Source organism: Nocardioides iriomotensis (assembly GCF_004168035.1).
Classification (GTDB): Bacteria; Actinomycetota; Actinomycetes; order Propionibacteriales; family Nocardioidaceae; genus Nocardioides_B; species Nocardioides_B iriomotensis.
This window is the reverse complement of the sequence record NZ_SDPU01000020.1, coordinates 60,496-86,783: the sequence shown is the minus strand read 5'-3', so window position 1 is coordinate 86,783 and position 26,288 is coordinate 60,496. Positions and strand designations below refer to the sequence as shown.

General features: G+C 73.0%; 23 protein-coding genes and 1 riboswitch. Of the genes, 8 read left to right on the top strand and 15 right to left on the bottom strand.

The genetic code is table 11. The annotated features are described in order from the left end of the window. Positions 1 to 33: 33 nt before the first annotated feature. From ETU37_RS07060 to ETU37_RS07040, 5 genes are all read right to left on the bottom strand, one after another. Positions 34 to 381: a DUF3017 domain-containing protein gene (locus tag ETU37_RS07060; protein WP_165372437.1), complete on the bottom strand. Its 348-nt coding sequence runs from the start codon at positions 379 to 381 to the stop codon at positions 34 to 36. Further along, complete coding sequence (locus tag ETU37_RS07055; protein ID WP_129986546.1) at positions 374 to 1,240, bottom strand: bifunctional methylenetetrahydrofolate dehydrogenase/methenyltetrahydrofolate cyclohydrolase; 867 nt, start codon at positions 1,238 to 1,240, stop codon at positions 374 to 376. Before ETU37_RS07055 ends, ETU37_RS07060 begins: the two co-directional genes overlap by 8 nt. Positions 1,241 to 1,266: 26 nt before the next feature. Further along, entirely contained in the window at positions 1,267 to 2,856 is a 1,590-nt protein-coding gene (purH, locus tag ETU37_RS07050; RefSeq protein WP_129986545.1) for a bifunctional phosphoribosylaminoimidazolecarboxamide formyltransferase/IMP cyclohydrolase, read from the bottom strand. 38 nt (positions 2,857 to 2,894) lie between these two features. Continuing rightward, a riboswitch (ZMP/ZTP riboswitch) is annotated at positions 2,895 to 2,973 on the bottom strand. A gap of 1 nt (position 2,974) precedes the next feature. After that, positions 2,975 to 3,607, bottom strand: a complete 633-nt coding sequence (gene purN, locus ETU37_RS07045; protein ID WP_129986544.1) for a phosphoribosylglycinamide formyltransferase — start codon at positions 3,605 to 3,607, stop codon at positions 2,975 to 2,977. 25 nt (positions 3,608 to 3,632) lie between these two features. Continuing rightward, entirely contained in the window at positions 3,633 to 4,898 is a 1,266-nt protein-coding gene (locus ETU37_RS07040) for a cell division protein PerM (protein ID WP_129986543.1), read from the bottom strand. 143 nt (positions 4,899 to 5,041) lie between these two features. Here ETU37_RS07040 and ETU37_RS07035 point away from each other — a divergent pair, with 143 nt between their 5' ends. The 3 genes from ETU37_RS07035 to ETU37_RS23450 all read left to right on the top strand — a co-directional run bounded on the left by ETU37_RS07035 (position 5,042) and on the right by ETU37_RS23450 (position 10,200). Beyond that, complete coding sequence (locus ETU37_RS07035) at positions 5,042 to 6,886, top strand: SigE family RNA polymerase sigma factor (RefSeq protein ID WP_129986542.1); 1,845 nt, start codon at positions 5,042 to 5,044, stop codon at positions 6,884 to 6,886. Positions 6,887 to 6,923: 37 nt separating this feature from the next. Beyond that, on the top strand, positions 6,924 to 8,183 hold the full coding sequence (kynU, locus tag ETU37_RS07030) for a kynureninase (protein WP_129986541.1): 1,260 nt from the start codon (positions 6,924 to 6,926) through the stop codon (positions 8,181 to 8,183). Between the two features lie 106 nt (positions 8,184 to 8,289). After that, entirely contained in the window at positions 8,290 to 10,200 is a 1,911-nt protein-coding gene (locus ETU37_RS23450) for a SigE family RNA polymerase sigma factor (RefSeq protein ID WP_206053779.1), read from the top strand. A 13-nt stretch (positions 10,201 to 10,213) separates the two neighbouring features. Here the strand turns inward: ETU37_RS23450 and ETU37_RS07020 are convergent, their stop codons facing one another. Beyond that, a complete protein-coding gene (locus tag ETU37_RS07020) occupies positions 10,214 to 10,897 on the bottom strand; it encodes an iron-dependent transcriptional repressor DtxR (protein WP_129986540.1) in 684 nt (227 codons plus the stop codon). Between the two features lie 47 nt (positions 10,898 to 10,944). Here ETU37_RS07020 and ETU37_RS07015 point away from each other — a divergent pair, with 47 nt between their 5' ends. The 5 genes from ETU37_RS07015 to ETU37_RS23115 all read left to right on the top strand — a co-directional run bounded on the left by ETU37_RS07015 (position 10,945) and on the right by ETU37_RS23115 (position 15,265). Beyond that, entirely contained in the window at positions 10,945 to 12,306 is a 1,362-nt protein-coding gene (locus ETU37_RS07015; RefSeq protein ID WP_129986539.1) for a cryptochrome/photolyase family protein, read from the top strand. Then, the gene (locus ETU37_RS07010) at positions 12,303 to 13,040 is read left to right on the top strand and encodes a hotdog family protein (RefSeq protein WP_129986538.1); all 738 of its coding nucleotides are present in this window, start codon (positions 12,303 to 12,305) and stop codon (positions 13,038 to 13,040) included. Before ETU37_RS07015 ends, ETU37_RS07010 begins: the two co-directional genes overlap by 4 nt. A 46-nt stretch (positions 13,041 to 13,086) precedes the next feature. Further along, the gene (locus ETU37_RS07005; RefSeq protein WP_240755596.1) at positions 13,087 to 13,734 is read left to right on the top strand and encodes a response regulator; all 648 of its coding nucleotides are present in this window, start codon (positions 13,087 to 13,089) and stop codon (positions 13,732 to 13,734) included. A 119-nt stretch (positions 13,735 to 13,853) separates the two neighbouring features. Continuing rightward, a complete protein-coding gene (locus ETU37_RS07000; RefSeq protein WP_129986537.1) occupies positions 13,854 to 14,450 on the top strand; it encodes a hypothetical protein in 597 nt (198 codons plus the stop codon). Continuing rightward, positions 14,447 to 15,265: a universal stress protein gene (locus ETU37_RS23115; RefSeq protein ID WP_165372436.1), complete on the top strand. Its 819-nt coding sequence runs from the start codon at positions 14,447 to 14,449 to the stop codon at positions 15,263 to 15,265. Before ETU37_RS07000 ends, ETU37_RS23115 begins: the two co-directional genes overlap by 4 nt. Positions 15,266 to 15,287: 22 nt before the next feature. Here the strand turns inward: ETU37_RS23115 and ETU37_RS06990 are convergent, their stop codons facing one another. The 9 genes from ETU37_RS06990 to pdxH form a co-directional block, all read right to left on the bottom strand. Continuing rightward, the gene (locus tag ETU37_RS06990; RefSeq protein WP_129986536.1) at positions 15,288 to 16,856 is read right to left on the bottom strand and encodes a GAF domain-containing sensor histidine kinase; all 1,569 of its coding nucleotides are present in this window, start codon (positions 16,854 to 16,856) and stop codon (positions 15,288 to 15,290) included. Between the two features lie 23 nt (positions 16,857 to 16,879). After that, on the bottom strand, positions 16,880 to 17,284 hold the full coding sequence (locus ETU37_RS06985; protein WP_129986535.1) for a pyridoxamine 5'-phosphate oxidase family protein: 405 nt from the start codon (positions 17,282 to 17,284) through the stop codon (positions 16,880 to 16,882). A gap of 98 nt (positions 17,285 to 17,382) precedes the next feature. Next, complete coding sequence (locus ETU37_RS06980; protein WP_129986534.1) at positions 17,383 to 17,823, bottom strand: MarR family winged helix-turn-helix transcriptional regulator; 441 nt, start codon at positions 17,821 to 17,823, stop codon at positions 17,383 to 17,385. Then, complete coding sequence (locus ETU37_RS06975; protein ID WP_338068609.1) at positions 17,820 to 19,418, bottom strand: MFS transporter; 1,599 nt, start codon at positions 19,416 to 19,418, stop codon at positions 17,820 to 17,822. The genes ETU37_RS06980 and ETU37_RS06975 overlap by 4 nt, the downstream gene beginning before the upstream one ends. 94 nt (positions 19,419 to 19,512) lie before the next feature. Next, a complete protein-coding gene (locus tag ETU37_RS06970) occupies positions 19,513 to 20,757 on the bottom strand; it encodes an MFS transporter (protein WP_129986533.1) in 1,245 nt (414 codons plus the stop codon). A 309-nt stretch (positions 20,758 to 21,066) separates the two neighbouring features. Further along, a complete protein-coding gene (locus ETU37_RS06965) occupies positions 21,067 to 23,067 on the bottom strand; it encodes an ABC transporter ATP-binding protein (RefSeq protein WP_129986532.1) in 2,001 nt (666 codons plus the stop codon). Continuing rightward, positions 23,064 to 24,794: an ABC transporter ATP-binding protein gene (locus ETU37_RS06960; RefSeq protein ID WP_129986531.1), complete on the bottom strand. Its 1,731-nt coding sequence runs from the start codon at positions 24,792 to 24,794 to the stop codon at positions 23,064 to 23,066. Before ETU37_RS06960 ends, ETU37_RS06965 begins: the two co-directional genes overlap by 4 nt. A gap of 2 nt (positions 24,795 to 24,796) precedes the next feature. Further along, on the bottom strand, positions 24,797 to 25,462 hold the full coding sequence (locus tag ETU37_RS23445; protein WP_206053777.1) for a TetR/AcrR family transcriptional regulator: 666 nt from the start codon (positions 25,460 to 25,462) through the stop codon (positions 24,797 to 24,799). Between the two features lie 68 nt (positions 25,463 to 25,530). After that, positions 25,531 to 26,199 carry a pyridoxamine 5'-phosphate oxidase gene (gene pdxH, locus ETU37_RS06950; RefSeq protein WP_129986530.1) on the bottom strand — a complete coding sequence of 223 codons (669 nt, stop codon included), beginning with the start codon at positions 26,197 to 26,199 and terminating at the stop codon, positions 25,531 to 25,533. Between the last annotated feature and the right edge of the window lie 89 nt (positions 26,200 to 26,288).

Sequence of the window (26,288 nt, the reverse complement as noted above, 5' to 3'; positions counted from 1 at the left end):
CGGGCGTGTCGGTGGGAAAGTGGCCTCTCGCCGTTACAGGGGCTGGCTGGGGACGATCACGGCGAGCGTGATCAGGCCCAGGCCGGAGACGGTCAGCAGCACGACGTCGGACCAGCGCCGCCGGACCCGGAGCATGCCGGCCGCGCGCTCGCTCAGCACCGCGCGGGTCAGCGCGCCCACGAGCATCGCGACGCCCATCCACACGAGCCCGGTCCGCCAGGCGCCCCACACGACGAGCGCGAGGCCGACCAGCACGATGCCGACGATCACCACGAACACCGTGCCGCCGACCGTCTGCGGGAGCCGGCGCGGAGGCGGTTCGGGCGCCGGGGGCGGCGGGGTGGGCGGCGTGGTCACGAGCTGGTCGCGGGTGTCAGGCACGGACTGCATCGGCCCGGGCGGCGAGCTGCTCGGCCCGCTCGACGACGTTGCTGAGCAGCATGGCGCGGGTCATCGGGCCGACTCCACCGGGGTTCGGCGACACCCAGCCCGCCACGTCGTAAACGTCGTCCGCGAGGTCTCCCGCGATCTTGCCGTCGACGCGTGAGACGCCGACGTCGAGCAGCGCCGCGCCGGGCTTGACCATGTCGGCGGTGATGATGCCGGGCACGCCGGCCGCCGCGACGACGATGTCGGCCTCGCGGACGTGCTTGGCGAGGTCACGGGTGCCGGTGTGGCAGAGCGTGACGGTGGCGTTCTCCGAGCGTCGGGTGAGCAGCAGGCCGAGCGGCCGTCCCACGGTGAGGCCGCGGCCCACGACGCACACCTCGGCGCCGGCGATCTCCACGCCGTGCCGGCGGAGCAGCTCGATCACGCCGACCGGCGTGCACGGCAGCGGCCCGGGCCGGCCCAGCACCAGCTTGCCGAGGTTGACCGGGTGCAGCCCGTCGACGTCCTTGTCGGGGTCGACCCGCGAGAGCAGGGCGAACTCGTCGAGGCCGGTCGGCTGCTGCACCAGGAACCCGGTGCAGTCGGGGTCGGCGTTGAGCTGGTCGATGACGTTCTCGACCTCGGCCTGCGTCGCGGTGGCGGGCAGGTCGCGCCGGATCGAGGTGATCCCGATCGAGGCGCAGTCCTTGTGCTTGGCGCCGACGTACCAGTGCGAGCCCGGGTCGTCGCCGACGAGCACCGTGCCGAGACCCGGCACGACGCCCTGCTCCTGGAGGCGGGCGACGCGCTCGCGGAGCTCGTCCTTGATCGTCGCGAGCGTGGCCTTGCCGTCGAGAATCTGTGCGGTCATCGCGGTGATCCTTTCAGACCCGTCGCTCAGTGGAAGAAGTGCCGGGTGTTCGTCAGGTACATGCTGACCCCGGCGGCGCGGACGGCCTCCACGACCTCCGGGTCCCGCTTCGAGCCACCCGGCTGCACGATGGCCCGGACCCCGGCGTCGAGCAGCACCTGCGGGCCGTCGGCGAAGGGGAAGAACGCGTCGGAGGCGGCGAGCGACCCGGCCGCGCGGTCGCCGGCGCGCTCGACGGCGAGGCGGCATGAGTCGACCCGGTTGACCTGGCCCATCCCGACGCCGACGGAGGCGCCGTCCTTGGCGAGCAGGATGGCGTTGGACTTCACCGCCCGGCAGGCGCGCCAGGCGAAGGCCAGGTCGGCGAGCTCGGCGTCGGAGAGCGGGTCACCGGCGGCGAGCGTCCAGGTCGCCGGGTCGTCGCCACCGTCGCCCCCGTCACCCGCACGGGCGTCGACCGCGTCGCTGGCCTGGATCAGCAGACCGCCGGTGATCGCGCGGGTCTCGATGCCGGCGTTGTCGGCGGGCTCGCAGACGAGGATCCGGATGTTCTTCTTCTGGGCGAGAACCTCGACGGCGCCGTCGTCGTAGCCGGGCGCGACGATCACCTCGGTGAAGATCTCGGCGACCTGCTCGGCCATCTCCTTGCTCACCGGCACGTTGGTGGCGATCACGCCGCCGAAGGCCGACACCGGGTCGCAGGCGTGCGCCTTGCGGTGCGCCTCGGCGACGTCCGCGCCGACCGCGATGCCGCAGGGGTTGGCGTGCTTGATGATCGCGACGGCCGGGGTGCCGGTCGGGAAGTCGTACGCCGCCCGCCGGGCCGCGTCGGCGTCGACGTAGTTGTTGTGGGACATCTCCTTGCCGTGCAGCTGCTCGGCCTGCGCGAGGCCGGGCTCGGGCACGAAGCCGGAGGTGTAGACCGCGGCGCGCTGGTGCGGGTTCTCGCCGTAGCGCAGCACGGCCTTCTTCTCCCACGTGGCGCCCATCCACGCCGGGAAGCCCGAGCCCTCGCTGGTGTCGGTGAGCACGCTGCCCATCCAGGACGCCACGTGCACGTCGTACGTCGCCGTGTGCACGAACGCGTCGGCGGCGAGGCGCTGCCGCTGAGCCAGCGTGAAGCCGCCGCCGCGCACCGCGTCGAGCGCGTCGTCGTACTGCGCGGGCGAGGTCACGATCGCGACGGACGGGTGGTTCTTGGCGGCGGCGCGGACCATCGACGGGCCGCCGATGTCGATCTGCTCGACGCACTCGTCGGGGGTGGCGCCGCTCATCACGGTCTCGGTGAACGGGTACAGGTTCGACACGACCAGGTCGAACGGCTCGACGCCGAGCTCGGCGAGCTGCTCGCGGTGGGAGTCGAGGCGGAGGTCGGCGAGGATCCCGGCGTGCACCTTGGGGTGCAGCGTCTTGACCCGGCCGTCGAGGCACTCGGGGAAGCCGGTCAGGTCCTCGACCTTGGTCACCGGGACGCCGGTGTCGGCGATCCGCGACGCGGTCGAGCCGGTCGAGACGATGGCGACGCCGGCGTCGTGCAGGCCGCGGGCCAGGTCCTCGAGGCCGGTCTTGTCGTAGACGGAGATGAGCGCCCGCTTGACGGGACGTCGGTCTGACATGTGCTGCTCCTCGTCGATCGTTCGTGTCGTTCGATCAGCGAGGGCACCCAGGCGTTCGATGCGCTCGACCTTGCACTCCCTGGTGGTTGCCCACCTGCGCCAGTCGTGTGCGCCCAGACTATCCGCCAGCCGGCGCCCCGCCGAAACGCACCTTCCGGTCGCTGATCGTGAAGCCCTCGCGGGCCATCCGGCCCACGCAGTCGACGAGCATCGCGCGCTCGGCGACCTTGATCCGCTCGTGCAGGGTCTCGACGTCGTCGTCGTCCTCGACCCGCACCGTCACCTGGTCGACGATCGGGCCGGTGTCGACCCCGGCGTCGACGACGAAGAGCGTCGCCCCCGTCACCTTCACGCCGTACGCCAGGGCGTCGGCCGGCCCGTGCATCCCCGGGAACGACGGCGAGAGCGCCGGGTGCGTGTTGACCGTGCGTCCGCCGTACGACGCCAGGAAGGTGGCGCCGGTCAGCTTCATGAACCCGGCCAGCACCACGAGGTCCGGCTCGTGCTCCGCGCACGCGGCGCTCAGGGCGGCGTCCCACGCCTCGCGGGTCGCGTAGTCCTTCACCCGGTGCACGAACGTCGGGATGCCCGCGCGCTCGGCCCGGGCGAGACCCTCGATCCCGTCGCGGTCCGCGCCGACGGCGACCACCTCGGCGCCGTAGGCCGGGTCGGCCGCGGCGTCGAGCAGCGCCTGGAGGTTGGTGCCGGAGCCCGAGACGAGCACCACGAGCCGGGCGGGGGTGGCGGTCACGGCAGCACCCTAGTGCCGCGGTGGGTCAGAGCCGGACGGTGTCCTCGGTGTCGGGATCACGCTCGGGCTCGGTCACCGCGTCCTCGACCAGGCCGTGCCGGCGCAGCCACCACGTCGCGGCGACGGCCCCGGCCAGCGCGCCCAGGCCGAGGCTGACGACCGCCGCGGCGAGCACGTCGAGGAACGGCGTGCCGACGTCGGCCATCCGGCCCGGTCCGACCGGTCCCCCGGCCAGCGCGACGGCGACGGAGAGCAGCAGGGCGCCGACGACGCCGGCCCCGAGGCCACGGATCGCGCCCTGTTCGAACCGGGAGGTCGGGTGCCGGCGGACGGTCAGGAAGCCGACCACGACCGCGAGCAGCACGGGGACGCCGATCAGCGCGCTCGTCCAGGCCGAGGCGGGGCCGGGCGCCGGGAGCGCGGCGAGCAGCGGGAACGCTGGGACCGGGCCGAGCAGCGCGCCCGAGGGGGCGACGACCGTGCCGGTGCCGACGGCGAAGCCCGGCCCCAGCAGGTACGCCGCACCGAGCAGCGCGGCGTTGGGGGCCACCGCGCCGGTGACGAGCGTGAACAGCGCGGCCCCGGTGCCGTCGGTGTGCAGCCGTGAGAGCACGCTGGCGGCGGTGCCGATGTCGAGCGCCAGTGCCACGGTGACGAGCACCGATCCGGCGGCGAGCACGGCCAGCGCGACGCCGAGGGCACCGCGGACGACCGCGCGGGCGGTCTCGGGCACGCGGGTCGCCCACCACGAGGTGTCGCCGCGGCGGAGCAGGCCGAGCCCACCCCCGACGAGGGCGAGGAGGAACGCGCCGGTGAACGACGGCATCAGGCCCGGCTCGGCCGCCGGGACGGAGGCGAGCAGGGCGGTGACCAGCGCGACCAGGGCGTAGACGCCGGCGAGGACGATCGCGGCCAGCGCGACGGCCGGCGCGTCCTCGTCGGCCGAGGTCAGCCGGGCCCAGCGGCCGAGGCGGAGCACGACGTACCCGCACACGGCGGTGAGCCCCAGCGGGACGACGCCGACGGTGGTGGCGCCGAGAGTGAGGCCGGAGCCGTGGCCGAGCAGCCACGCGACCGCCCCGACCCGGATCGCGTCCCGGGTGTCGCCGTGGGCGCCGGCGTCGGAGGCGAACCAGCCCACCAGCCCCACCGCCATGCAGGCCAGCAGCATCGCGCCGGAGGCGACGACGCCGGCGAACGCGGCGCTCAGCCACAGCGGCCGGGCCACCGGCCCCGACGGGCCGGACGACGGCGGGAGCGAGCGGGTCGGACGGGCGAGCAGGTCGGTCATCGCCGCCAGTCTGGTCGAGCCGGGCGCGCGATCCGCGGACCCACGCCGTGATCCCGGCCACGCGGATTCGGCCTCCCGTGGGATCACCTTCTATCGTGGTGGGGTTCTGAGGACGGCACGGGGAGGTGTTGGGAGGCTGACGCATGCAGCGGGAGGAGAGCTTCGACTCCTTCTACCAGGCGACCCGTCGCGCCCTCCTGCTCCAGACCTTCCTCCTCACCGGTGACCTGACCGCCGCGCAGAGCGCGGTCAAGGACGCGTACGTCGCCGCCTGGCACCTGTGGCGCAAGGTCGGTCCGCTCGACGACCGCGAGGGCTGGGTCCGGGCCCGCGCCTGGCAGCTCGCGCAGCGCCGTCACGCCGGTCGCATCTGGCACCGCAACAAGGGCATCACCGACGACGACCGGCGGATCCTCGACGCCCTCGCCAAGCTCCCCACCGCGCAGCGCCGTGCCGTGCTGCTGATCCTGCTCGCCGGCGTCCCGGCGCCCGCGGCCGCGCGCGAGCTCGGACTCACCCAGGACGTGGCCCAGCGCAACCTCACGGCCGGCGTGGCCTCGCTCGCGGAGGCGCTCGACGTACCCGCGGAGGCGGTGCGGGTCCGGCTGCTCCAGCTCATCGGTGCGGCGTCCTCGGTGACGCTCCCCCGGGCGCCGCTGATCCGCCGCCAGGGCCAGAAGCGCCGGCAGGGCCACACCGTCGCCGCCGCGATGGTCGCCGTCGCCGTGGCGATCGGCGCCGGCGCCGTCGCCTACGAGCCCGGCGGCCGTCAGGTCACCGCCGACGGCAACCTCCGGATGCTGCGCCCCCAGCCGGTGACCGAGCGGACGAGCAAGGTCGCCGAGCTGCCGACCGCGGACAACATGCTCGACAAGGACCAGATCCGCCGGCTCGGCCGGTCCCAGGAGTGGGAGGTCCTGCGCACGCACGCCAACACCGCCGGTGACGGCATCAACACCATCTGCCAGCAGCAGCGGTACGCCGACCCCGACGGGCTCGCGGCGATCGTCCGGGAGTTCGAGACCACCACGGGCAAGTCCGACCGCGCGGCCACCCAGACCGTCGAGATCTCCGAGTCGGTCAAGGCGGCCAAGCGCGGCTACCGGACCACGCTGGGCTGGTACGCCGGCTGCCGGCTCGCGCGCCTGCAGCTGCTCGACGCCTACCGGGTCGACAACATCGGCGCCGAGGCCAACGTCCTGATGGTCCGGGTCTGGGAGAAGCCGGTCACCACCTACTCGGTGGGAGTCGCGCGCATCGGGGCCGTCGTGACGACCACCGTCGCCCGCTCGGTCGGCGCCGACCCACCACCGGCGGAGGAGATCACCCAGTCGCTGGCCGACTCGGTGTCGATGCTGTGCGCGCGCAGCGGCTCCGAGGGCTGCGCCAAGCGCCCGGCGTACTCCGTCGTGCCGCCACCGCCCTCCGGCGAGGAGCCGGCCATGATCGCGGTCGCCGACCTGCCGCCGGTCGGCCGGATCAACGACCCGTGGGTCGGTATCGACGCGACCAGCGGCACGCCCAACCCCGCCGCGACGTCCTGCGACCGCGCCAACTTCGGCAAGACCGGCGCGCGCGAGACCCGTTCGCGCACCTTCCTGATCCCGCAGGCGAAGCTGCCGGCGCGGTTCGGGCTCAGCGAGACCTACGGCCGCTTCCGCGACGAGAAGGCCGCCCGTAAGTTCCTGTCGGGCGTCCGCTCCAGCGTGTCGAACTGCGAGGACCGCGACCTCGCCACGTCCGTGGTGTCCTCGAACACCTACCAGAGGAACGGCGCCGACCGCTCGGTCTACGCCCTGCGCACGGAGATCTCCGACAAGGAGTCGATCCGGTTCCGGGTCGGCTTCGTGCGGATCGGCCGCACCGTGGCCCAGCTGACCTTCGTCTCGGCACCGAAGTACGACGTCACGCCCGACCGGTTCGAGGCGCTGACCGTGCGCGCCGGCGACCGGCTGCGCGAGCTCGACCTCGTCGACGACGACGGCTGAGCCGCCCCGGGCCCCGGCACGGCCTAGGCTGCGGCGGGTGACCGACCCGTCCCCGCTCTCCCGCGACACCGCCTTGGCCCTCGACGCCGCCGACCCGCTGCGCACCGAGGGTCGGCACGGCGACCCCGCCGACCTGTTCGACCTCCCGGACGGCGTCGTGTACCTCGACGGCAACTCGCTCGGCGCCCTGCCGCGCGCCGTCGCCCCGCACCTGGCCCGCGTGGTCGGCGACGAGTGGGGCCGCGGCCTGATCTCGTCCTGGAACGACGCCGACTGGATCAACCTGCCGGCCCGCGTGGGTGCGAAGATCGCCGCGCTGATCGGCGTCCCGTCCTCCGACGTCCACGTCGGGGACTCCACGACCGTGCTGCTGTTCAAGACGATGGTCGCCGCGTCGCGGCTGCGCCCCGGCCGCCGTACCGTCGTGGTCGAGCCGACCACCTTCCCGACCGACGGCTACGTCGCCGCCGGCGTCGCGGAGCTGCTCGGCCTCGAGGTGCGCTGGTGCGACCCGGCCGACCCGGTGGCCGCGCTCGACGACGACGTCGCGCTGCTGGCGCTGACCCACGTCGACTTCCGCAGCGGCGCGATGTACGACCTGCCCGGCATCACCGCCGCGGCTCACGACGCCGGTGCGCTGGTGCAGTGGGACCTCTGCCACTCGGCCGGCGCGGTGCCCGTCGACCTCGCCGGCGCCGACGCCGACCTCGCGGTCGGCTGCACCTACAAGTATCTCAACGGTGGCCCGGGCTCGCCCGCCTACGCGTACGTCGCGGAGCGGCTCCAGGGCGAGCTGCGCCAGCCGATCACGGGCTGGATGGGGCACGCGACGCCGTTCGAGATGCAGCGCGACCACGTCCCGGCCGACGGCGTCCGGCGGATGGCGTCGGGCACACCGCCGGTGCTGGCGCTGTCGGCGCTCGACGCGGCGCTCTCGGTGTTCGACGACGTCGACCCCGCGGCGCTGCGCGCGACGAGCCTGTCGCTGACCGACCTGTTCATCCGGCTCGTCGAGGCGCGGCTCGGCGACACGTTCGAGGTGATCACGCCGCGCGAGCACGCACGACGGGGCAGCCAGGTGTCCCTGCGGCACCCCGAGGCGTACGGCGTCGTGCAGGCTCTGATCGCCCGCGGCGTGGTGGGTGACTTCCGGACGCCGGACGTCGCGCGGTTCGGCTTCGCGCCGCTCTACGTGACGCACGCCGACGTGTGGGACGCGGTCGAGCACCTGGTCACCGTGATGACCGGCGAGGAGCACCTCGACCCGGCCTACCGGGTGCGCAACCTGGTGACCTGAGAAATGTCCGCTCCCCGCGCAACCTCGGCGCCCGCCCGGGCGTAGACCTCCCGAGACAGCGACACGACGAGCGGGACCGACGAGCACGACCGGACGGGGGGCAGGCATGGACGCGGAGGAGTTCGACGACTTCTACGCCGCGTCGTTCGGGCGCCTGGTGCACCAGCTGCACGCGATGATCGGCGACCGCGACGAGGCGCAGGAGTGCGTGCAGGAGGCGTTCGTGCGGGCGTGGTCGCACCGCGGCCGGCTCGACAAGGCGCAGGCGCCCGAGGCGTGGGTGCGCACGACGGCGTACCGCCTCGCGGTCAGCCGCTGGCGCCGCACCCTCCGCGGCCGCCGGGCGCCCGACCGGGCCCTGCAGCCGACCGTCCGCGCGACACCGCCCTCGCAGCAGGTGGACGACCAGGTGGCCGTGATCGCGGCGCTCCGGCAGCTGCCCGAGCCGCAGCGGCGCGCCCTGGTGCTGCACCACCTCTGCGACCTGCCGGTGCGGGCCGTCGCCGCCGAGACCGGCGCCACCGAGGGCACCGTCAAGGCCCGGCTCTCCCGCGGCCGCGCCGCCCTCGCCGAGCTGCTGTCCGACACCACTGCCAGCAGCGCCCGGACCGGAGGTGCCAACCATGCCGACCCCTTCGACACCCTCCGGCGCCGCGACCCCGAGGAGGTGCCCGTGGACCGGCTCCCCGCCGACGAGGTACGCCGCCGTGGTGACGCGCGCCGTCGCCGCCGCACGACGCTGCAGGGCGCGGCCGCCACCCTGGCGGTCGCGGCCGTCGTGGGCGGGGTCGCCTTCGGGACCGGCGCCGTGGACCGCACCGCGCCCGCGCCGCCGCCGGCCTCGCAGGGACCGTCGCCGAGCCCGTCCCCGACCCGCGCGGCGGACCCGACCCCGGTCGTCGACCCGGACGCGGTCACCGCGATCCCGGCGGGCTTCCCGCTGGCCGACGGCTACCCGGCGGACGCCGGGGTCGACGAGGAGCGGCAGGGACCGGCCGCGGACGTGGAGGCGTTCACGGGGATGCAGGCGTGCGACGAGCAGCTCGAGCGCCTTCCCCACGCGGACCGGCTCGCCGCCACGTTCAGCCAGCCCGAGGACTACCGCGGGCGCGAGCTGACTACCTACACGTCGGAGTCCGACGCGCTCGACCAGCTGACCCGGGTCGTGACGCTCTACGAGGGCTGCCCGCGCCAGTCCTTCGAGGGCGGCGGACCCGACACCGTGACGACGGTCGAGCCCGGCTCGCTCGGCGACTCGTCGTACACGATCACCCGGTACAGCGAGCTCGACGGCTCGTACCCGCCGGGCATGGAGGTCATCGTCGCCGTCCGGGTGAACAACGCGCTGCTGCTCAGCAGCGAGGCCAACGAGGGCGGCGGCAGCCTGCAGGGGATCCGGCAGGCGGCCGGCCGCGCCGAGGGGGCGGTCGGGGCGGTCGTGCAGGCCATGTGCGTGTTCGCCGCGGACGGGTGCGGCGAGCAGCACGCGGCGGGCCTGCTCGCCCAGGCCGACTTCGAGCACCTGACCGAGTTCCGCACGACGTGGAGCCGGTCCCGCGCCGACGTCAGCAGCGACGACTGCCGGGAGACCATCCCGGCCACGTTCCTCGAGCGCGGCGCGACGGTCGAGGTCTACGACGGACACAGCGAGGACGACGTCCTGAACGCGCGCGGGATCACCACGTTCACGCAGTACCCGAGCGAGGCCGCCGCGGCCGATGCCTACACGGCCGCCCGGGAGGACCTGGCGGCCTGTTCCGACCAGCCCGTGACCACCGTCGACCGCGGTGACATGACGTGGCGGATGTTCAGCAGCCCGGCGCCCGAGGTGTGCACCGAGTGCGGGACCGCCTGGCTGCACGCCGTCGGACTCGCCCTGGCCGGCGACCGGGTCGTGGCGGTGAACCTGTCGTGGATCGGCGACCTCGAGATGGTCGTGGGTGCCGACGACCCGCCGCCGATGTCGGCGGTGATGGGCGTGGCCACCGAGGTGGCCGTCCAGGAGGGCGGCGGCTGACCGTCGAGACCGGTCAGAGGCGGCGCACGAACATGTGCGAGGCCAGCTCGGGGTCGACCTCGGCGGTCTCGCCGCCGCTGCCGATCAGCACGCCCTCGGCGCCCTTGGCGACGATGACGACCTTGTCGGGGAGCGCACCGACGCGGCGCAGGGCGCCCATCAGGTGCTCGTCCTTCTGGACCTCCTCGCTGATCCGCCGGATGATCACCCGGGTCTCCTCGGCCCCGGCCACGGCGTCGAGCGGCTCCACGTCGGACATGAAGTTCTCGCCGGCCGTCTCGCCGAGCTCCTCGAGCCCGGGGATCGGGTTGCCGTAGGGCGACTCGGTCGGGTGGCCGAGCAGCTCCACCAGCCGCCGCTCGACGGTCTCGGACATCACGTGCTCCCAGCGGCACGCCTCGGCGTGCACGAGCTCCCAGTCGAGTCCGATCACGTCGGTGAGCAGCCGCTCGGCGAGGCGGTGCTTGCGCATCACCCGGGTGGCCAGCCGGTGGCCCGCCTCGGTCAGCTCGAGGTGGCGGTCGCCCTCGACGGTGAGCAGCCCGTCGCGCTCCATCCGCGACACCGTCTGCGACACCGTCGGGCCGCTCTGGTGCAGCCGCTCGGCGATGCGGGCACGCAGGGGCACGATGCCCTCCTCGACCAGCTCGTAGATGGTCCGGAGGTACATCTCGGTCGTGTCGATCAGGTCGCTCACCCGGCCATTCTTACGTATCGCCGGGACTCGCTGGCAGAGTGGAGGCGATGACCGACACGCGCACCGTGATGTGGTTCCGCCGTGACCTGCGGCTCGGCGACAACCCCGCCCTGCTGGAGGCCTGCGAGTCCGAGGGGGTGCTGCCCCTGTTCGTGCTCGACCCGGCCCTGTGGGGACCGGCCGGCGTGCCGCGCCGGGCCTACCTCGCGGCCTCGCTCCGCGCCCTCGACGCCTCGCTCCGGCAGCGCCGCGCCGGTCTCTCCGTGGTCCGCGGCGACCCGGTCCGCCAGGTCGTGCTCGCCGCCCGGGCGGTCGGCGCCTCACGCGTGCACATCGCCGCCGACTACGGGCCCTACGGGCGGCGCCGCGACGCCGACGTCGGGGAGGCGCTCGAGGAGGCCGGGATCGAGCTCGTGCGGACCGGCTCGCCGTACGCCGTCGCGCCGGGGCGGGTGCTCAACGGGTCCGGCTCGCCGTACAAGGTCTACACGCCGTTCTCCCGCGCCTGGGCCGAGCACGGCTGGCGCGGGCCGGTCGACCCGCCGACCGACGTGCACTGGCTGGCGCTCGACGACAGGGTCGACATCCCCGACCCGGCGCTGCCCGACGGGATCGAGCTGCCGGAGGCCGGCGAACGCGCCGCCCGCAGGCGTTGGCAGGAGTACGTCGCGAGCGACCTCGGCGACTACGAGACCGGGCGCGACCGGCCCGACCAGGACACCACCTCGCGGATGTCGATCCACCTCAAGTGGGGCGAGATCCACCCGCGCACCATGCTCGCCGACCTGTCCGGCGACACCCGCAAGGCGATCGGCACCTACCGCAAGGAGCTGGCCTGGCGGGAGTTCTACGCCGACGTGCTGTTCCAGCGGCCGGAGACAGCGCGCGAGTACCTCCGGCCCGAGTTCGCGCGCATGCAGTACGACGACCCGGACCCGGTGCTCGACGCGTGGAAGCGCGGCCGCACCGGCTACCCCGTCGTCGACGCCGGGATGCGGCAGCTGCGGGCGACCGGCTGGATGCACAACCGGGTGCGGATGATCGTGGCGTCGTTCCTGGTCAAGGACCTGCACGTCGAGTGGCAGCACGGCGCCCGGCACTTCATGCGGTGGCTCGTCGACGGCGACCTCGCCTCCAACCAGCACAACTGGCAGTGGGTCGCCGGCTGCGGCACCGACGCCGCACCGTTCTTCCGGATCTTCAACCCGACCAGCCAGGGCAAGAAGTTCGACCCGCAGGGCGAGTACGTCAAGCGCTGGGTCCCCGAGCTGCGCCACCTCGACCCGCAGCACGTGCACGAGCCGGCCTCCGCACCCGGCGGGCTGCCCGACGGCTACCCTGCTCCGATCGTCGACCACGGCGAGGAGCGCGCGGAGGCCCTGGCCCGGCTGGAGAAGATCAAGAAGTGACGCTGACCATCGAGCACCGCTTCCGCGGTCCGGCCCGCTCCGGCAACGGCGGCTACACCGCCGGCTCGCTCGCCGCCCTGGTGGCCGGCACCGACGGCCACGCCGTCGAGGTCACCCTACGGATGCCGCCGCCGCTCGACACGGCGCTCGCGGTCGCCGCCGACGGCGCCACGACCCGTCTGCTCGACGGCGACGCGGTCGTCGCGGAGGCCCGGCTCGTCCCCGACGAGCTCCCGACGGTCGAGGCGGTCGCGCCCGACGTCGCCGCGGAGGCGATGGCGTCGTACGCCGGACTGCGGAAGCACCCGTTCCCCGGCTGCTTCGCCTGCGGGACGGACCGCGGACCCGGCGACGGCCTGCAGGTCTACCCCGGGCCCGTCCCCGGCGCGGCCGACACGGTGGCGTCGCTGTGGGTCCCGCACGCCGCGTTCGCCGACCACGGCGACGTGGTGGACAGCGTCGAGCACGTCGGGGTCGCGGTCGCCTGGGCCGCGCTCGACTGCGTGGGCGGCTGGTCCGAGGACCTCGAGGGCCGGCCGATGGTGCTCGGCCGGATGACCGCCCGCGTCGACGCACTCCCGGTCGTCGGTGAGCCGCACGTGGTCGTGGGCCGACGCCTGGGCGTCGACGGGCGGAAGTCGTTCACCGCCGGCACGTTGTACGACGCCGACGGCCGGGTCGTCGCCACCGCGCAGCACGTCTGGATCGCGGTCGACCCCACGACGTTCAACTGACGCGTCACGGCCTCCCCGGCTGGGCCGTGGCGCTAGCGTTGCCCCCGTGAGCGACAGCGAGACCCTGCGTGTGTTCCTGCTCGACGACCACGAGGTGGTCCGCCGCGGCCTGCGCGAGCTGCTCGAGGCCGAGGGCGACATCGAGGTGGTCGGCGAGTCCGGGCTGGCCCACGAGGCGGCAGCCCGCATCCCGGCCCTCCGCCCACACGTGGCGGTGCTCGACGCCCGGCTGCCCGACGGCAGCGGCATCGACACCTGCCGCGAGGTGCGCTCGGTCGACCCGGACATCAAGGCGCTGATCCTGACCAGCTACGACGACGACGAGGCGCTGTTCGCGGCGATCCTCGCCGGCGCGTCCGGCTACGTGCTCAAGCAGATCGGCGGCACCGACCTCGTCGACGCCGTACGACGGGTCGCGGCCGGCCAGTCGCTGATCGACCCGAGCCTGACCGCGAAGGTGCTCGACCGGGTGCGCAACGGCCCCGAGCAGCACGAGGAGCTCGCGTCGCTCACCGAGCAGGAGCGCAAGATCCTCGCGCTGGTCGCCGAGGGGCTCACCAACCGGCAGATCGCCGAGCGCATGTTCCTCGCGGAGAAGACCGTGAAGAACTACGTGTCGAGCATCCTCGCCAAGCTCGGCCTGGAGCGCCGCACGCAGGCCGCCGTCCTGGCGTCCAAGCTGCTGGGGAGCTAGGGCGCGGCTCTAGAAGGGGTCATTGGTCCCGCCCGGACGAGCCCCACGGCCCTCGCTGAGGGACCTTGGGTCGGACGAGCCTGGAGCTGTCAGAAAGACACTCCAGGAGGCGAAAGGCCATGACAACCATCCGACACCGTCACGACGTACCCGTCGACGAGGGTGCTTTCCTCGTCGAGAAGGACATCGTCACGCACGAGACCGCCCGGCAGGGACTCGCGGTGCTCCGCATCGCGTACGGAGTCACCTTCCTCTGGGCGTTCTTCGACAAGCTGCTCGCGCTGGGCTTCCACACCGGCTACGACCAGGAGGGCACCCTCGACCGCTTCGGTCCGGCCGCCTGGGTCAACGGTGGCAGCCCCACCGAAGGGTTCCTCATGTTCGGTGTCCCCGCGAACAACCCGTTCCACAGCATCTTCAACGACATGGCCGGGCAGACCTGGGTCGACTGGCTCTTCATGCTCGGCCTGCTGGGCATCGGCGCCGCGCTGTTCGCCGGTGTCGGGATGCGGATCGCCGCGGCCGCGGGCGCGCTGCTCTACATGCTCATGTACGTCGCGTCCCTGCCGCTGGAGAACAACCCGGTCGTCGACGACCACCTGATCGGTGCGATCGTCCTCGTGGTGCTCGCCCTGACGCTGGCCGGCGACACCTGGGGAGCCGGCAAGGCGTGGGCGAAGACCCACCTGGTCCGCCGGCACCCGGTGCTGCGGTGACCTCGGCGCAGATCCAGACGACCACCGATCCGTGGGCTCGGGCCCACCGGTCGGTGGTCGTCGGCGTCGACGGTTCCGAGGGCAGCGACAGCGCGCTGCGATGGGCGGCCCACGAGGCCGCCACCGTCGGCTCACGCCTGCGGGTCGTGACGGCGACCGGCCGGCACCACGCCCGTGCCCAGAGCGACCTCGAGCGGGCGACCTCCCGGATCCACGGGCAGGACGTCGTCACCGCGGTGTACGACGGACGGGCTGAGGACATGCTGGTGCACCACCTCGACGACGCCCGCCTGCTGGTGGTCGGCAAGCGTGGCCACGGGGTGATCCCGCGGCTGCTCGTCGGCTCCGTGGCCGTCGCGGTGGCCGGCCGGTCCCCGGTCCCGGTCACGGTGGTCCCGGGCGGCTGGCAGCAGGAGGAGCACACCCAGCTCCCGATCGTCGTCGGGCTGGACCCGGACCGGGCGCACCACCGGCTGCTGCACCTCGCGTTCCGGCGCGCGGAGCGGCTCGTCGTACCGCTCGTGCTGGTGCACGGCCAGGAGAGCCACGACAGCGCCGACGTCGGCAGCCGGTTCGACTCCGAGGTGACGCTGTGGAGCGAGCGCTTCCCCGACGTCGAGGTGCGCTCCATCCTGACCCCGCAGCACCCGACGATGGCGCTGCTCGCGGAGGCCGAGAAGGGCGCCCAGCTGCTGGCGCTCGGCCGGCGGGTGACGCACCGGTTCGAGGGGTTCGGCTTCGGGTCGGTGACCCGGGCCGTCCTGCACTACGCCGAGGTGCCGGTGCTGGTCGTCCCCGTGGACGACGACGTCTGAGCAGTGCGGTCGCCGCGGCTCCTCACCCGAGCGGGACGACCCACTCCAGCCGCGTGCCGTGCGGCTCCTCCGGGAGGAGCCGTGCGGCACCGCCGTGCTCGGAGGCGCGCCGCCGGACGTTGCGCAGGCCGCTCTCGTCGCGCCGCTCCGGCAGCCCGGTGCCGTTGTCGGTCACCGTCAGCATCAGCTCCTGCGCCGTCGCCTCGACCTCCACGACGGCGGCGTCGGCCCGGGCGTGCCGGGCCACGTTGGACAGCGCCTCGCGGAGCACGGCGAGCACCTGGTCGGCGAGCTCGCGGGTCACCGCCGAGTCGAGCGGCCCGGTCGTGCGCACCAGTGGGGTGAAGCCCAGCGTCGGGACGTACTCCTTCACGACGCCGCGCAGGTCGGCGCGCAGCGACCCGCTGTGGGCGTGCTGCAGCTCGAAGATGGTGGACCGGATGTCGCGGATCGTGACGTCGAGGTCGTCGACGGCGCTGGCCAGCCGGGCCTTCACCTCGTCGCCCGCGATCCGGCTGGCGCCCTGCAGCCCGAGCCCGGTCGCGAACAGCCGCTGGATCACCAGGTCGTGCAGGTCGCGCGCGATCCGGTCGCGGTCGGCGACCAGCAGCAGCTCCTCGCGGTCCGACACCGCCTGGGCCCGGTCGAGGGCCAGGCCGGCCTGGTCGGCGAACGAGGTGAGCAGCTCGATCTCCTCCCCCTCGAGCGCGCCGCGGTCCGAGGCGAGCAGCACCAGGAGGACGCCGGCGGCCGCGAGGTGGGCGCGCAGCGGCACCAGCAGGACGGTGCCGGACGACCCCTCCGGCGCCGGTACGACGAGCCGCTCCCCCTGCTCCTCGCAGCGGGCCAGCGTGCCGTCGAGCGCGACGAGCACGTGCGGCACCTGGTCGGTGCCGGGACCCTCGACGGCGGTCACGGTGCGCTCGCCGTCACGGCTCTGCACCACCGCCACCGCGACGGCCTCGGCGACCCGGCAGGCGGCGACCGCCACGTCGCGCAGCGCCGCATCGACGTGCACGGGCGGCTGCAGGGCCTCGGTGACGCGCGCGGACGCCTCCAGCCACATCCGGCGGCGTTCGCTGCGTGCGTAGGCGCGGGCGTTGTCGATGACGAAGCCGGCCGCGGTCGCGAGCGCGTCGACGAGCATCTCGTCGGTCTCGGTGAACGGCTGGCCGCCGTCCTTCTCGGTGAGGTACAGGTTGCCGAAGACGGTGCCGCGGATGCGCACCGGGACGCCGAGGAACGACTCCATCGGCGGGTGGTTCGCGGGGAAGCCGTAGGAGCGCGGGTGCTGCTGCAGGTGCTCCAGCCGGATCGGCTCGGGGTGGTCGATCAGCAGGCCGAGGATGCCGTGGCCGCGGGGCAGGTCCCCGATCTTCTCGCGCAGCTCGTCGTCGAGGCCGTGCGTCACGAAGTCGACCAGCGTCCGGTCGTTGCCGACCACGCCCAGCGCGCCGTACTGCGCGCCGGTGATCTTGCACGCCGCGACCACGATCCGGTCGAGGACGGTGTGCAGCTCGATGTCGGAGCTGATGGCGACGACCGCGTCGAGCAGGGCCCGCGCGTTGTCGGGCAGGTCCAGCTGCGTCATGCGGTCAGGTTAGTGGCGACGGGTCAGCCGGCCAGCCGACGCCCCGTGAGGGTGCGCCAGGTGATCCGCATGTAGAGCTGGCGGGACCCGCCGGCCCACGGGTGCGGGTCCCAGCGGCCGCGGATCTCCGCGAGCTCACCGGGGTCCTCGATGAGCGAGCCGCGGCCGAGCGCGATCACGCTCCAGCCGGTGTGCCGCTCCTCGTCGATGTGGTCGACCTCGAAGGCGAGCTCGGTGTCCCACCCGTAGGTGCCGAGCTCGGAGTACGGCGCGGTGCGGAACACGATCGAGTCCTCGTGCATCGCGTAGTTCACCGGCACGATGCGGGGTCCCCCGGGAGTGGCCAGCGCGACGCGTCCGACGACGTGACGGCTCAGCAGGTCGCGGCACTCCTCGACGGAGAGCTCGGCGGGCATCAGGGTGGTCATGGCAGGTTCCTCCTCGCACTCAAGGGTGGACTGCCGGGCGGCATCCCGGATGGGTCATAGGTCCCGAGCCTCCGGGACTCCGGGCCGCTCCTTCGCCGCTACTTCTCCAGCGTGCGGTTGTACTTCGCGAGCTGGTCGGCGAGGACGGTCAGCTCGTCCGGCGTCCAGTCGTCGAAGCGGGCGACGTACGCCGAGCGGCGCTCGCGCTCGAGGTCGCCCATCCGGCGCTCCCCCTCCTCGGACAGCGAGACCAGGCAGGCCCGCCGGTCCTCGGGGTCGGCGTGCTTGTCGACCAGGCCGAGGTCGGACAGCAGGTGCACCTGGCGGCTCACCGCGCCCTTGTCCATGTCGAGCTTCTCGACGAGGGCCGACTGCGGCAGGCCGGGGTTCTCGCGCAGCGCGACGAGCACCTGGTAGCCGACCGTGGCCAGGGCCGGGTCGATGAGCCGGGCCCGGTCGGTGGTGGCCCGTCGGGCCCGCCGCAGCATCGCCACGACCTCCGCCTCGACCGCCCGGAGCAGGTCGGCCTTGCCGGTCACGCGCGGGCGTCCTCGAGCTCGTCGGCGCGCGCGATCGTGGTGCGGAGCGGGGTCTCGCGGATCAGCAGGATGCACACCAGGGCCACGACTGCAAAGGGTACGGCGATCAGGAACACGTGTCCCGTCGCGTCGCCGTACGCCGCCTCGAACACCGCCCGGACCGGGGCCGGCAGGCTGTCCATGTCGGGGATCGTCCCGCTCTCGCCCTGGACCGCGATACCCAGCTCGGCGAGGCCCGACGTCACCGACGCGGCGACCTGGTGGCCGAGCGCGGCGCCCAGCGCGGACACCCCGGCCGCACCACCCATCGTGCGGAAGAACGCGGCGAGCGAGCTGGCCGCGCCCATGTCGCGCTGGGCTGCGACGTTCTGGACCGCGAGCACGAGGTTCTGGTTGACCGCGCCGAGACCGAGGCCCATCACGGCCATGGAGACGCCCGCCGTCACCATCGACGTGGTGTGGTCGAGCGTGGCCAGCAGGCCGAGCCCGACGACGAGGAGGACGGAGCCGCCGACGAGGTAGCGCTTCCAGACGCCGGTGCGGGCGATGATCCGGCCGGTGACGATGCTGGAGAGCAGCAGGCCGACCACCATCGGCAGCGTCATCAGGCCGGCCACGGTCGGGGTCTTGCCGTGGGCGAGCTGGAAGAACTGCGAGAGGAACACGGTGGCGCCGAACATCGCGACCCCGACCATCGTCGAGGCGATCGAGGCCAGCGTGATCGTGCGGTCCTTGAACAGGCGCAGCGGGATCACCGGCTCGGCCACCTTGGACTCGACCAGCACGGCCAGGGCGAGCAGCGCCAGGCCGCCGCCGACCATCAGGGCGGTCGTGGTCGAGGCCCAGCCGAAGTGGTTGCCGGCCAGCGACACCCAGACCAGGAGCACGGAGACGCCGGCGGCGATGAGCGCCGCGCCGAGGTAGTCGATCTTCACGCCCTCGCGGCGGACGGTGGGCAGGTGCAGGGTCTTCTGCAGCACGACGAGCGCGACGGCCGCGACCGGGATGCCGACCGCGAAGCACCAGCGCCACCCGAGCCACGACGTGTCGACGATCAGGCCGCCGATGAGCGGGCCGCTGACCGTGGCGACCGCGAAGACGGCGCCGAGGTAGCCGAAGTACCGGCCGCGCTCGCGCGGCGACACGATCGAGGCGATCACGATCTGGACCAGCGCCGAGAGGCCGCCGACACCGACGCCCTGCACGACGCGGGCGGAGATCAGCATGCCCATCGACGACGACACCGCCGCCAGCAGCGAGCCGGCCACGAAGATCAGCAACGAGACCTGCACCAGCACCTTCTTGCTGAACAGGTCGGCGAGCTTGCCCCAGATCGGCGTCGTCGCGGTCAGCGCCAGCAGCGTGGCGACGATGACCCAGGTGTAGCCGGACTCGGTGCCGTCGAGGTCGGCGACGATCACCGGGAGCGCGTTGGACACCACGGTGCTCGACAGCATCGCGACGAACATCGCGAGCAGCAGGCCGGAGAGCGCCTCGAGCACCTCGCGGTGCGTCATCGCGCCGCCCTCCTCGACCGGCACCGGCTCCGCGGGCGCGGCGGTCAGGGGTTCGTGCTGGGTGGGCGTGGACGTCACGGGACCTCGGATCAGTCGGACCGGATGAATGGTTGCTTCACGCAACTATACCCGGATAGTTGTCACTCGCAACCAGTTGTGAACGTGGTCACGCTCAGGGCGTGGGGCGGAGGGCGTCGTACCGCAGGAAGGAGCGCTGGATCGCGACCGCGACCAGCACGCCGACGATGCAGGCGAGTCCGCCGAGGACCAGCGCCAGCCGTTCGTACGTCGCCTCGCCGACCGAGCCGAGGAGGAAGTCGCCCGCGCGCGGTCCCCCCGCCACGACCACGATGAACACGCCCTGCAGCCGCCCGCGCAGCTCGTCGGGCGCGGCGACCTGGAGCACGGTGTTGCGGAACGCCGAGCTGACCGAGTCGGCGGCGCCGGCGATGCAGAGGAACACCACGCCCAGCCACAGCGAGCCGGCCAGGCCGACCGAGCCGATCGCGGCGCCGTACACGAGGATCGACAGCACGATCGCGACGCCGTGCCACCGCACCCGGCTGATCCATCCGGACACGACGAACGCCATCAGCGCGCCGACGGCCGGGGCGGCCTGGAGGATGCCCACCGTCGCGGCCCCACCGCCGAAGACCTTGTAGCCGAGCGCCGGGAACAGCGCGCGGGGGTGGGCGAACACCATCGCGCACAGGTCGAGCACGAAGGTCATCCGCAGGTTCGGCGAGCGGCGCAGGAAGCCCAGCCCGTCGAGCACCGAGCGGAAGCCGGCGCGCGGGCTGTCCCGGCCCGGCGGCATGGCCGGCACGCGGTAGATCGCGTACAGCGTGGCGGTGAACAGGATCGCGTCGGCAGTGTAGGCGACCTCGAACCCGCCGACGGAGATGAGCAGCGCGCCGAGCATCGGGCCGACCGTGAAACCCAGGTTGAACGACGCGGAGTTGAGCGCGCTGGCGGCGGGCAGCAGCTCGGCCGGCAGGAGCCGGGCGATCATCGCGCCGCGGGCCGGGCTGGTGGCGGCGTAGCAGGCGGCCTGCACGACGACACAGGTGTAGATGACGAGCACGTTCGTGTTGCCGAGGAAGGCCTGCGCGGCCAGCACAAGGGAGACCAGCCACGACCCGGCCGAGGCGACGAGTGCGAGCAGCCGCCGATCCATGGCGTCGGCGATCGCGCCGGCGTACAGCCCGAACCCGACCAGCGGGACCAGGCCGAGGACACCGATCAGGCCGACGGCGAACGACGAGTCGGTGAGCGTGAAGACCTGGACCGCGATGGTCACGACGGTCATCTGCTGGCCGAGCTGCCCGACGGTGTTGCCGAGGAAGAGCCGGCGGTACGGCGGGGACACCTGGAGGGGGCGGACGTCGGTCAGCACCCGCCTCCACCGTCTCGCCACGACCGAGAGCCTCTCATCCGACCCGCGAAATCCCTTGAGGGGCCTTTGTCCCCCGTCGTAGCCTGAGGGCACACGGGAAAGGAGGTGGTCCAGAAGTGAATTCTTTCAGGACGCGTGAGGTGGCTGCTTCCTAGCAGCGCACCGACCAGCACGGCGCAGCCGATGGTTGTCGTGCGCGCTGGTAATCCAGGGCAGTCACCCGGCCCGTGGGCGCTCGAGCGAGTCCGGCTCGAGAGCGGACCCCCTCCCTGAGGGGAACACCGCACCGCCCACGGGCCGTTCCTCGTTCTCGACCCCTGTCCCCTCCCCTCACACGGGGGCGCCGAGCTCCTCGGCCGTGATCGCGGCGTCGTCGGCCGGCGCGGCGAACTGTGCCTGGTAGAGCTCGGCGTAGGCGCCGCCCCGGGCGAGCAGCTCGTCGTGGCTGCCCTGCTCGACGATCCGGCCGTCCTCCATCACGAGGATCAGGTCGGCGTCGCGGATCGTCGACAGCCGGTGCGCGATCACGAAGCTGGTGCGGTCGGTGCGCAGCGCGGCCATGGCGTGCTGCACCAGCAGCTCGGTGCGCGTGTCGACCGAGCTGGTCGCCTCGTCGAGGATCAGCAGCGCCGGCTTGGCGAGGAACGCCCGGGCGATCGTGACGAGCTGCCGCTCGCCGGCCGAGAGCGAGCCGCCCTCCTCGTCGATCACGGTGTCGTAGCCGTCGGGCAGGTTGTGCACGAACCGGTCCACGTACGTCGCGCGCGCGGCCTCGAGGATCTCCTCCTCGCTCGCGCCCGGACGGCCGTAGGCGATGTTGTCGCGGATCGTGCCCTCGAACAGCCAGGTGTCCTGCAGCACCATGCCGGTGCGGCCGCGCAGGTCGGCACGGCGCATCGTCGCGACGTCGACGCCGTCGAGCGTGATCCGGCCGGAGTCGACGTCGTAGAAGCGCATGACGAGGTTGACCAGGGTGGTCTTGCCGGCGCCGGTCGGGCCGACGATCGCGACGGTCTCGCCCGGCCGGGCGACCAGAGACAGGTCCTCGATGAGCGGCCGGTCGGGGTCGTAGCGGAAGGACACGTCCTCGAACCGGACCTCGCCGCGGCCACCGGTCGTCGGCGGTGCGTCGGACTCGACGGGCTCCTCCTCCGCGTCCAGGAGCTCGAAGACGCGCTCGGCCGAGGCGACGCCGGACTGGAGCAGGTTGACCATCGAGGCGAGCTGGGTGAGCGGCTGGGTGAACTGGCGGGAGTACTGGATGAACGCCTGCACCTCGCCGAGGCTCATCGAGCCGTTGGCGACGCGGAGGCCGCCGAGGACGGCGATCACGACGTAGTTGAGGTTCCCGAGGAACATCATCACCGGCATGATCAGCCCGCTGACGAACTGCGCGCCGAACGACGCCTGGTAGAGCTCGTCGTTCTCGGCCTCGAAGGCCGCCTCGACCTCGCGCCGGCGACCGAGCACCTTGACCAGGCTGTGCCCGGTGAAGGCCTCCTCGATCTGGCCGTTGAGCGCGCCGGTGCGGCGCCACTGCTGGATGAACAGGCCCTGCGACCGCTTCATGATCTGGCCGGTCAGCGCCATCCCGACCGGCACCGTGACCAACGCGATCAGCGCGAGCGTCGGCGAGATCGAGAACATCATCGCCAGCACGCCGACGACGGTGAGCAGCGAGACGAGCAGCTGGCTCATGGTCTGCTGCAGCGTCTGGCTGATGTTGTCGATGTCGTTGGTGACCCGGGACAGCAGCTCGCCGCGGGGCTGCCGGTCGAAGTAGCTCAGCGGCAGCCGGTGGATCTTGGCCTCGACGTCGTCGCGCATCCGGCGTACGGCGGACTGCACGACGTCGTTGAGCACGTAGCCCTGGAGCCACATGAGCAGCGAGGCGACGACGTACACGCCGAGCACGAGCAGCAGCACGTGGCCGACCGCGCCGAAGTCGACGCCCTGACCGGGCACGACGTCCATGCCGGCGAGCATGTCGGCGAGCCGGTCGTCGCCACGCTCCCGGAGAGCGGCGACGGCGTCGGCCTTGGACATGCCGGGGGGCAGGTTGCGGCCGAACAGGCCCTCGAAGATGAGGTCCGTCGCGAAGCCGAGGACGCGCGGGCCGATGACGCTGAGCGTGACCGAGGCGATCGCGAGCAGCAGCACCAGGACGACCTTGCCGCGCTCGGGCGCCAGCCGGCCCACGAGGCGCTTGGCGGACGGGCCGAAGTCCATCGACTTCTGGCCCACCATGCCGCCGCCGAACGGGCCGCCGCGGCCGGGGCCGCCGCCCATCTGGACGCGCTCGGTGACCTTGAGGGTCTTGCGGTCGCTCATGCCGCCTCCTCCGGGGTGAGCTGGGACGCGACGATCTCCTGGTAGGTCTCGTTGGTCGCGACGAGCTCGTCGTGGGTGCCGCGGCCGACGACCTCGCCGTCCTCGAGCACGACGATCTCGTCGGCGTCGAGGATCGTGGAGACACGCTGGGCGACGACCACGACGGTGGCGTCGGTGGTGATCGGGGCCAGCGCGGCGCGCAGCCGCCGGTCGGTGGCCAGGTCGAGCGCGGAGAACGCGTCGTCGAACAGGTAGACCTCGGGCCGCCGGATCACCGCGCGGGCGATCGCGAGGCGCTGCCGCTGCCCGCCGGAGACGTTGGTGCCGCCCTGCGCGATCGGCGCCTCGAGCCCGCCGGGCATCGCCTCCACGAAGTCACGGGCCTGCGCGACCTCGAGCGCCTGCCACATCTCCTCCTCGGTGGCATCGGGCTTGCCGTGCCGGAGGTTGCTGGCGACCGTGCCGGAGAACAGGAACGCCTTCTGCGGCACGAGACCGATCCGGCTCCACAGCACGTCGGGGTCGAGCCGGCGCACGTCGACGCCGGCCACCTCGACGACGCCGCCGGTCACGTCGAACAGCCGCGGCACCAGGTTGACCAGCGTGGTCTTGCCGGCACCCGTCGAGCCGATCACGGCCAGCGTCCGGCCGGGCCGCGCGTCGAGGTCGACGTCGCGGAGCACCGGAGCCTCCGCGCCCGGGTAGGTGAAGGAGACGCCACGCATCCGCAGCCCGGAGCCGGTGGGCTCGGTGACCGGGTCGGCCGGCGGTACGACGGACGACTCGGTGTCGAGCACCTCGGTGATGCGGTCGGCACAGACCGCCGCGCGCGGCACCATCATCAGCATGAAGCTGGCCATCATCACGGCCATCAGGATCTGCACGAGGTAGGCGAGGAAGGCGGTCAACGCACCCACCTGCATCGCGCCGTCGTCGACGCGGTGCCCGCCGAACCACAGCACGGCGACGCTCGACACGTTGAGGATGAGCATCACGGTCGGGAACATCGTGGCCATCCAGCGGCCGACGTTGACCGCGACGCGGCTCAGGTCGGCGTTGGCCTCGCCGAACCGCTCGGTCTCGACGGGCTCGCGCACGAACGCGCGCACCACCCGGATGCCGGTGATCTGCTCGCGCATCACCCGGTTGACCCCGTCGATCCGGGTCTGCATGATGCGGAACCCGGGCACCATCCGCGAGGCGATCAGGCCGACCGAGGCGAACAGCAGCGGCACCGAGACGGCGACCAGCCACGACAGGCCGAGGTCCTCCCGGACGGCCATCAGCACGCCGCCGACCATCATGATCGGCGCGGTGACCATCATCGTGAAGGTCATCAGCACGAGCATCTGCACCTGTTGCACGTCGTTGGTCGTGCGGGTGATCAGCGACGGGGCGCCGAAGCCGGCCAGCTCGCGTCCGGAGAACGAGCCGACGTGGCGGAAGAGCGAGGCGCGCAGGTCGCGGCCGAGCAGGCTCGCGGTCCGCGCCCCGACGTACACGGCGGCGACGCTGCAGAGGATCTGCACGAGCGAGACGCCGAGCATCAGTGCGCCGGTGCGCACGATGAAGCCCGTGTCACCCTGGGCCACGCCGTCGTCGATGATGTCGGCGTTGAGGCTGGGCAGGTAGAGCGCGGCCATCGTCGCGACGAACTGGAGCGCGACGATGACGGCGATCTCGCGCCGGTACGGCGTGAGGTACTGACGGAGCAGCCGGAGCAGCATGCTCACTCCCCTCTGTTGTCGTCGGCCTTGCCGGGCCGTTGGATGCCGCCGAGGAGCACGTCGGTGATCTCGTCGGCGGTGAGGCGGTCGTCGGGGCGGACCCCCGGGTTGCGGGAGCCCAGCACGAGGGTGCGCAGCAGCAGCGCGGCGCGCTCGGGGGTGACGGTGAGCTCGTCGGCGTGGGCGGCGAAGACCTCGGTGAGCCGCTCGAGCAGCGCCTGGTGCGCGACCACCACGAACTCCGGCGGGCCGTGCTGCTCGTGCGCCGGTCCGTCGTCCCCTGCCTGCTCGGCGTCCTGGTGGCGCTGGGCGAGCGAGGACATCCAGTGCTTGCGCATCGCCATCATCACCGCGACGACCTGGTCGGAGCGGTTGAGCATCAGGTCGGCGGTGATCCGGACCTTGGTCGGCAGGTCGAAGGCGTCGGCGAGCGCCGCCTGCAGGTGCTCGCGGGCGTCGCTCGGGTTGAGCGTGTCGGCGGCGACGGCGTTCAGCAGGGCGTCCTTGTCGGGGAAGACCCGGAAGATCGTCCCCTCGGCGACGCCGGCCGCCTCGGCGATCAGCCGGGTCGTGAGCCGGTCGCCGTGCTCGATGAGCAGCGGGCGGACGGCGTCGATGATCGCCCGGCGGCGGTCGTCGGGGCTCATCGGGGCAGCACGGGGTGGCACGCCCGGAATCCTAAGTGAGTGAGCACTCACTCACAAGTGGTTTGACGATGAAAGCATCGCCGGCGAGGCTACGGCGCGAGCCGCTCGGTGAGCCAGCCGTTTTCCGTCCCCTCGACGCGGCGGTAGCGCAGCCGGTCGTGCATCCGGCCGCGCCGGCCCTGCCAGAACTCCACCACGCGGGGCTCGACGAGGTAGCCGCCCCAGCCCGGCGGCAGCCCGACCTCCTGGCCGCCGTTCGCGCCGCCGAACCGGGCGGTCGCGTCGGCGTACATCCGGTCGAGCTCCTGGCGCGAGGCGACCACCTCCGACTGCGGCGAGGCCCACGCGCCGAGCTGCGAGGCGCGCGGGCGGGTGGCGAAGTACGCCGCGTTCTCCGCCTCCCCGAGCCGGGACGCCGGTCCCTCGACCCGGACCTGCCGCTCCAGGTCGTGCCAGGGGAACAGCAGCGCGACAGCGGGGTTGGCGTCGAGCTCCGCGGCCTTGCGCGAGCCGTAGCTGGTGAAGAAGACGAATCCGCGCTCGTCGAGGTGCTTGAGCAGCACCAGCCGGCTCGACGGCACGCCGTCGAGGGTCGAGGACGCGACCACCATCGCGTTGGGCTCGTGCAGGCCGGCCACGGTGACGTCGTGCAGCCAGCGCCGGAACATCGCGATCGGGTCGGGGGCCAGCTCCTCCTCGGTCAGCCCGCCGAGGGCGTACTCGCGCCGGAGCGCGGCCAGGTCGCGTTCGTCGGCCATGGCACCAAACTAGTCCGTGACGACCTTCACCTCGCGGGGCATGATGAGGGCCGGTTCGCATCGAGCCGGGACGCCGGCGTCCCGGTGCC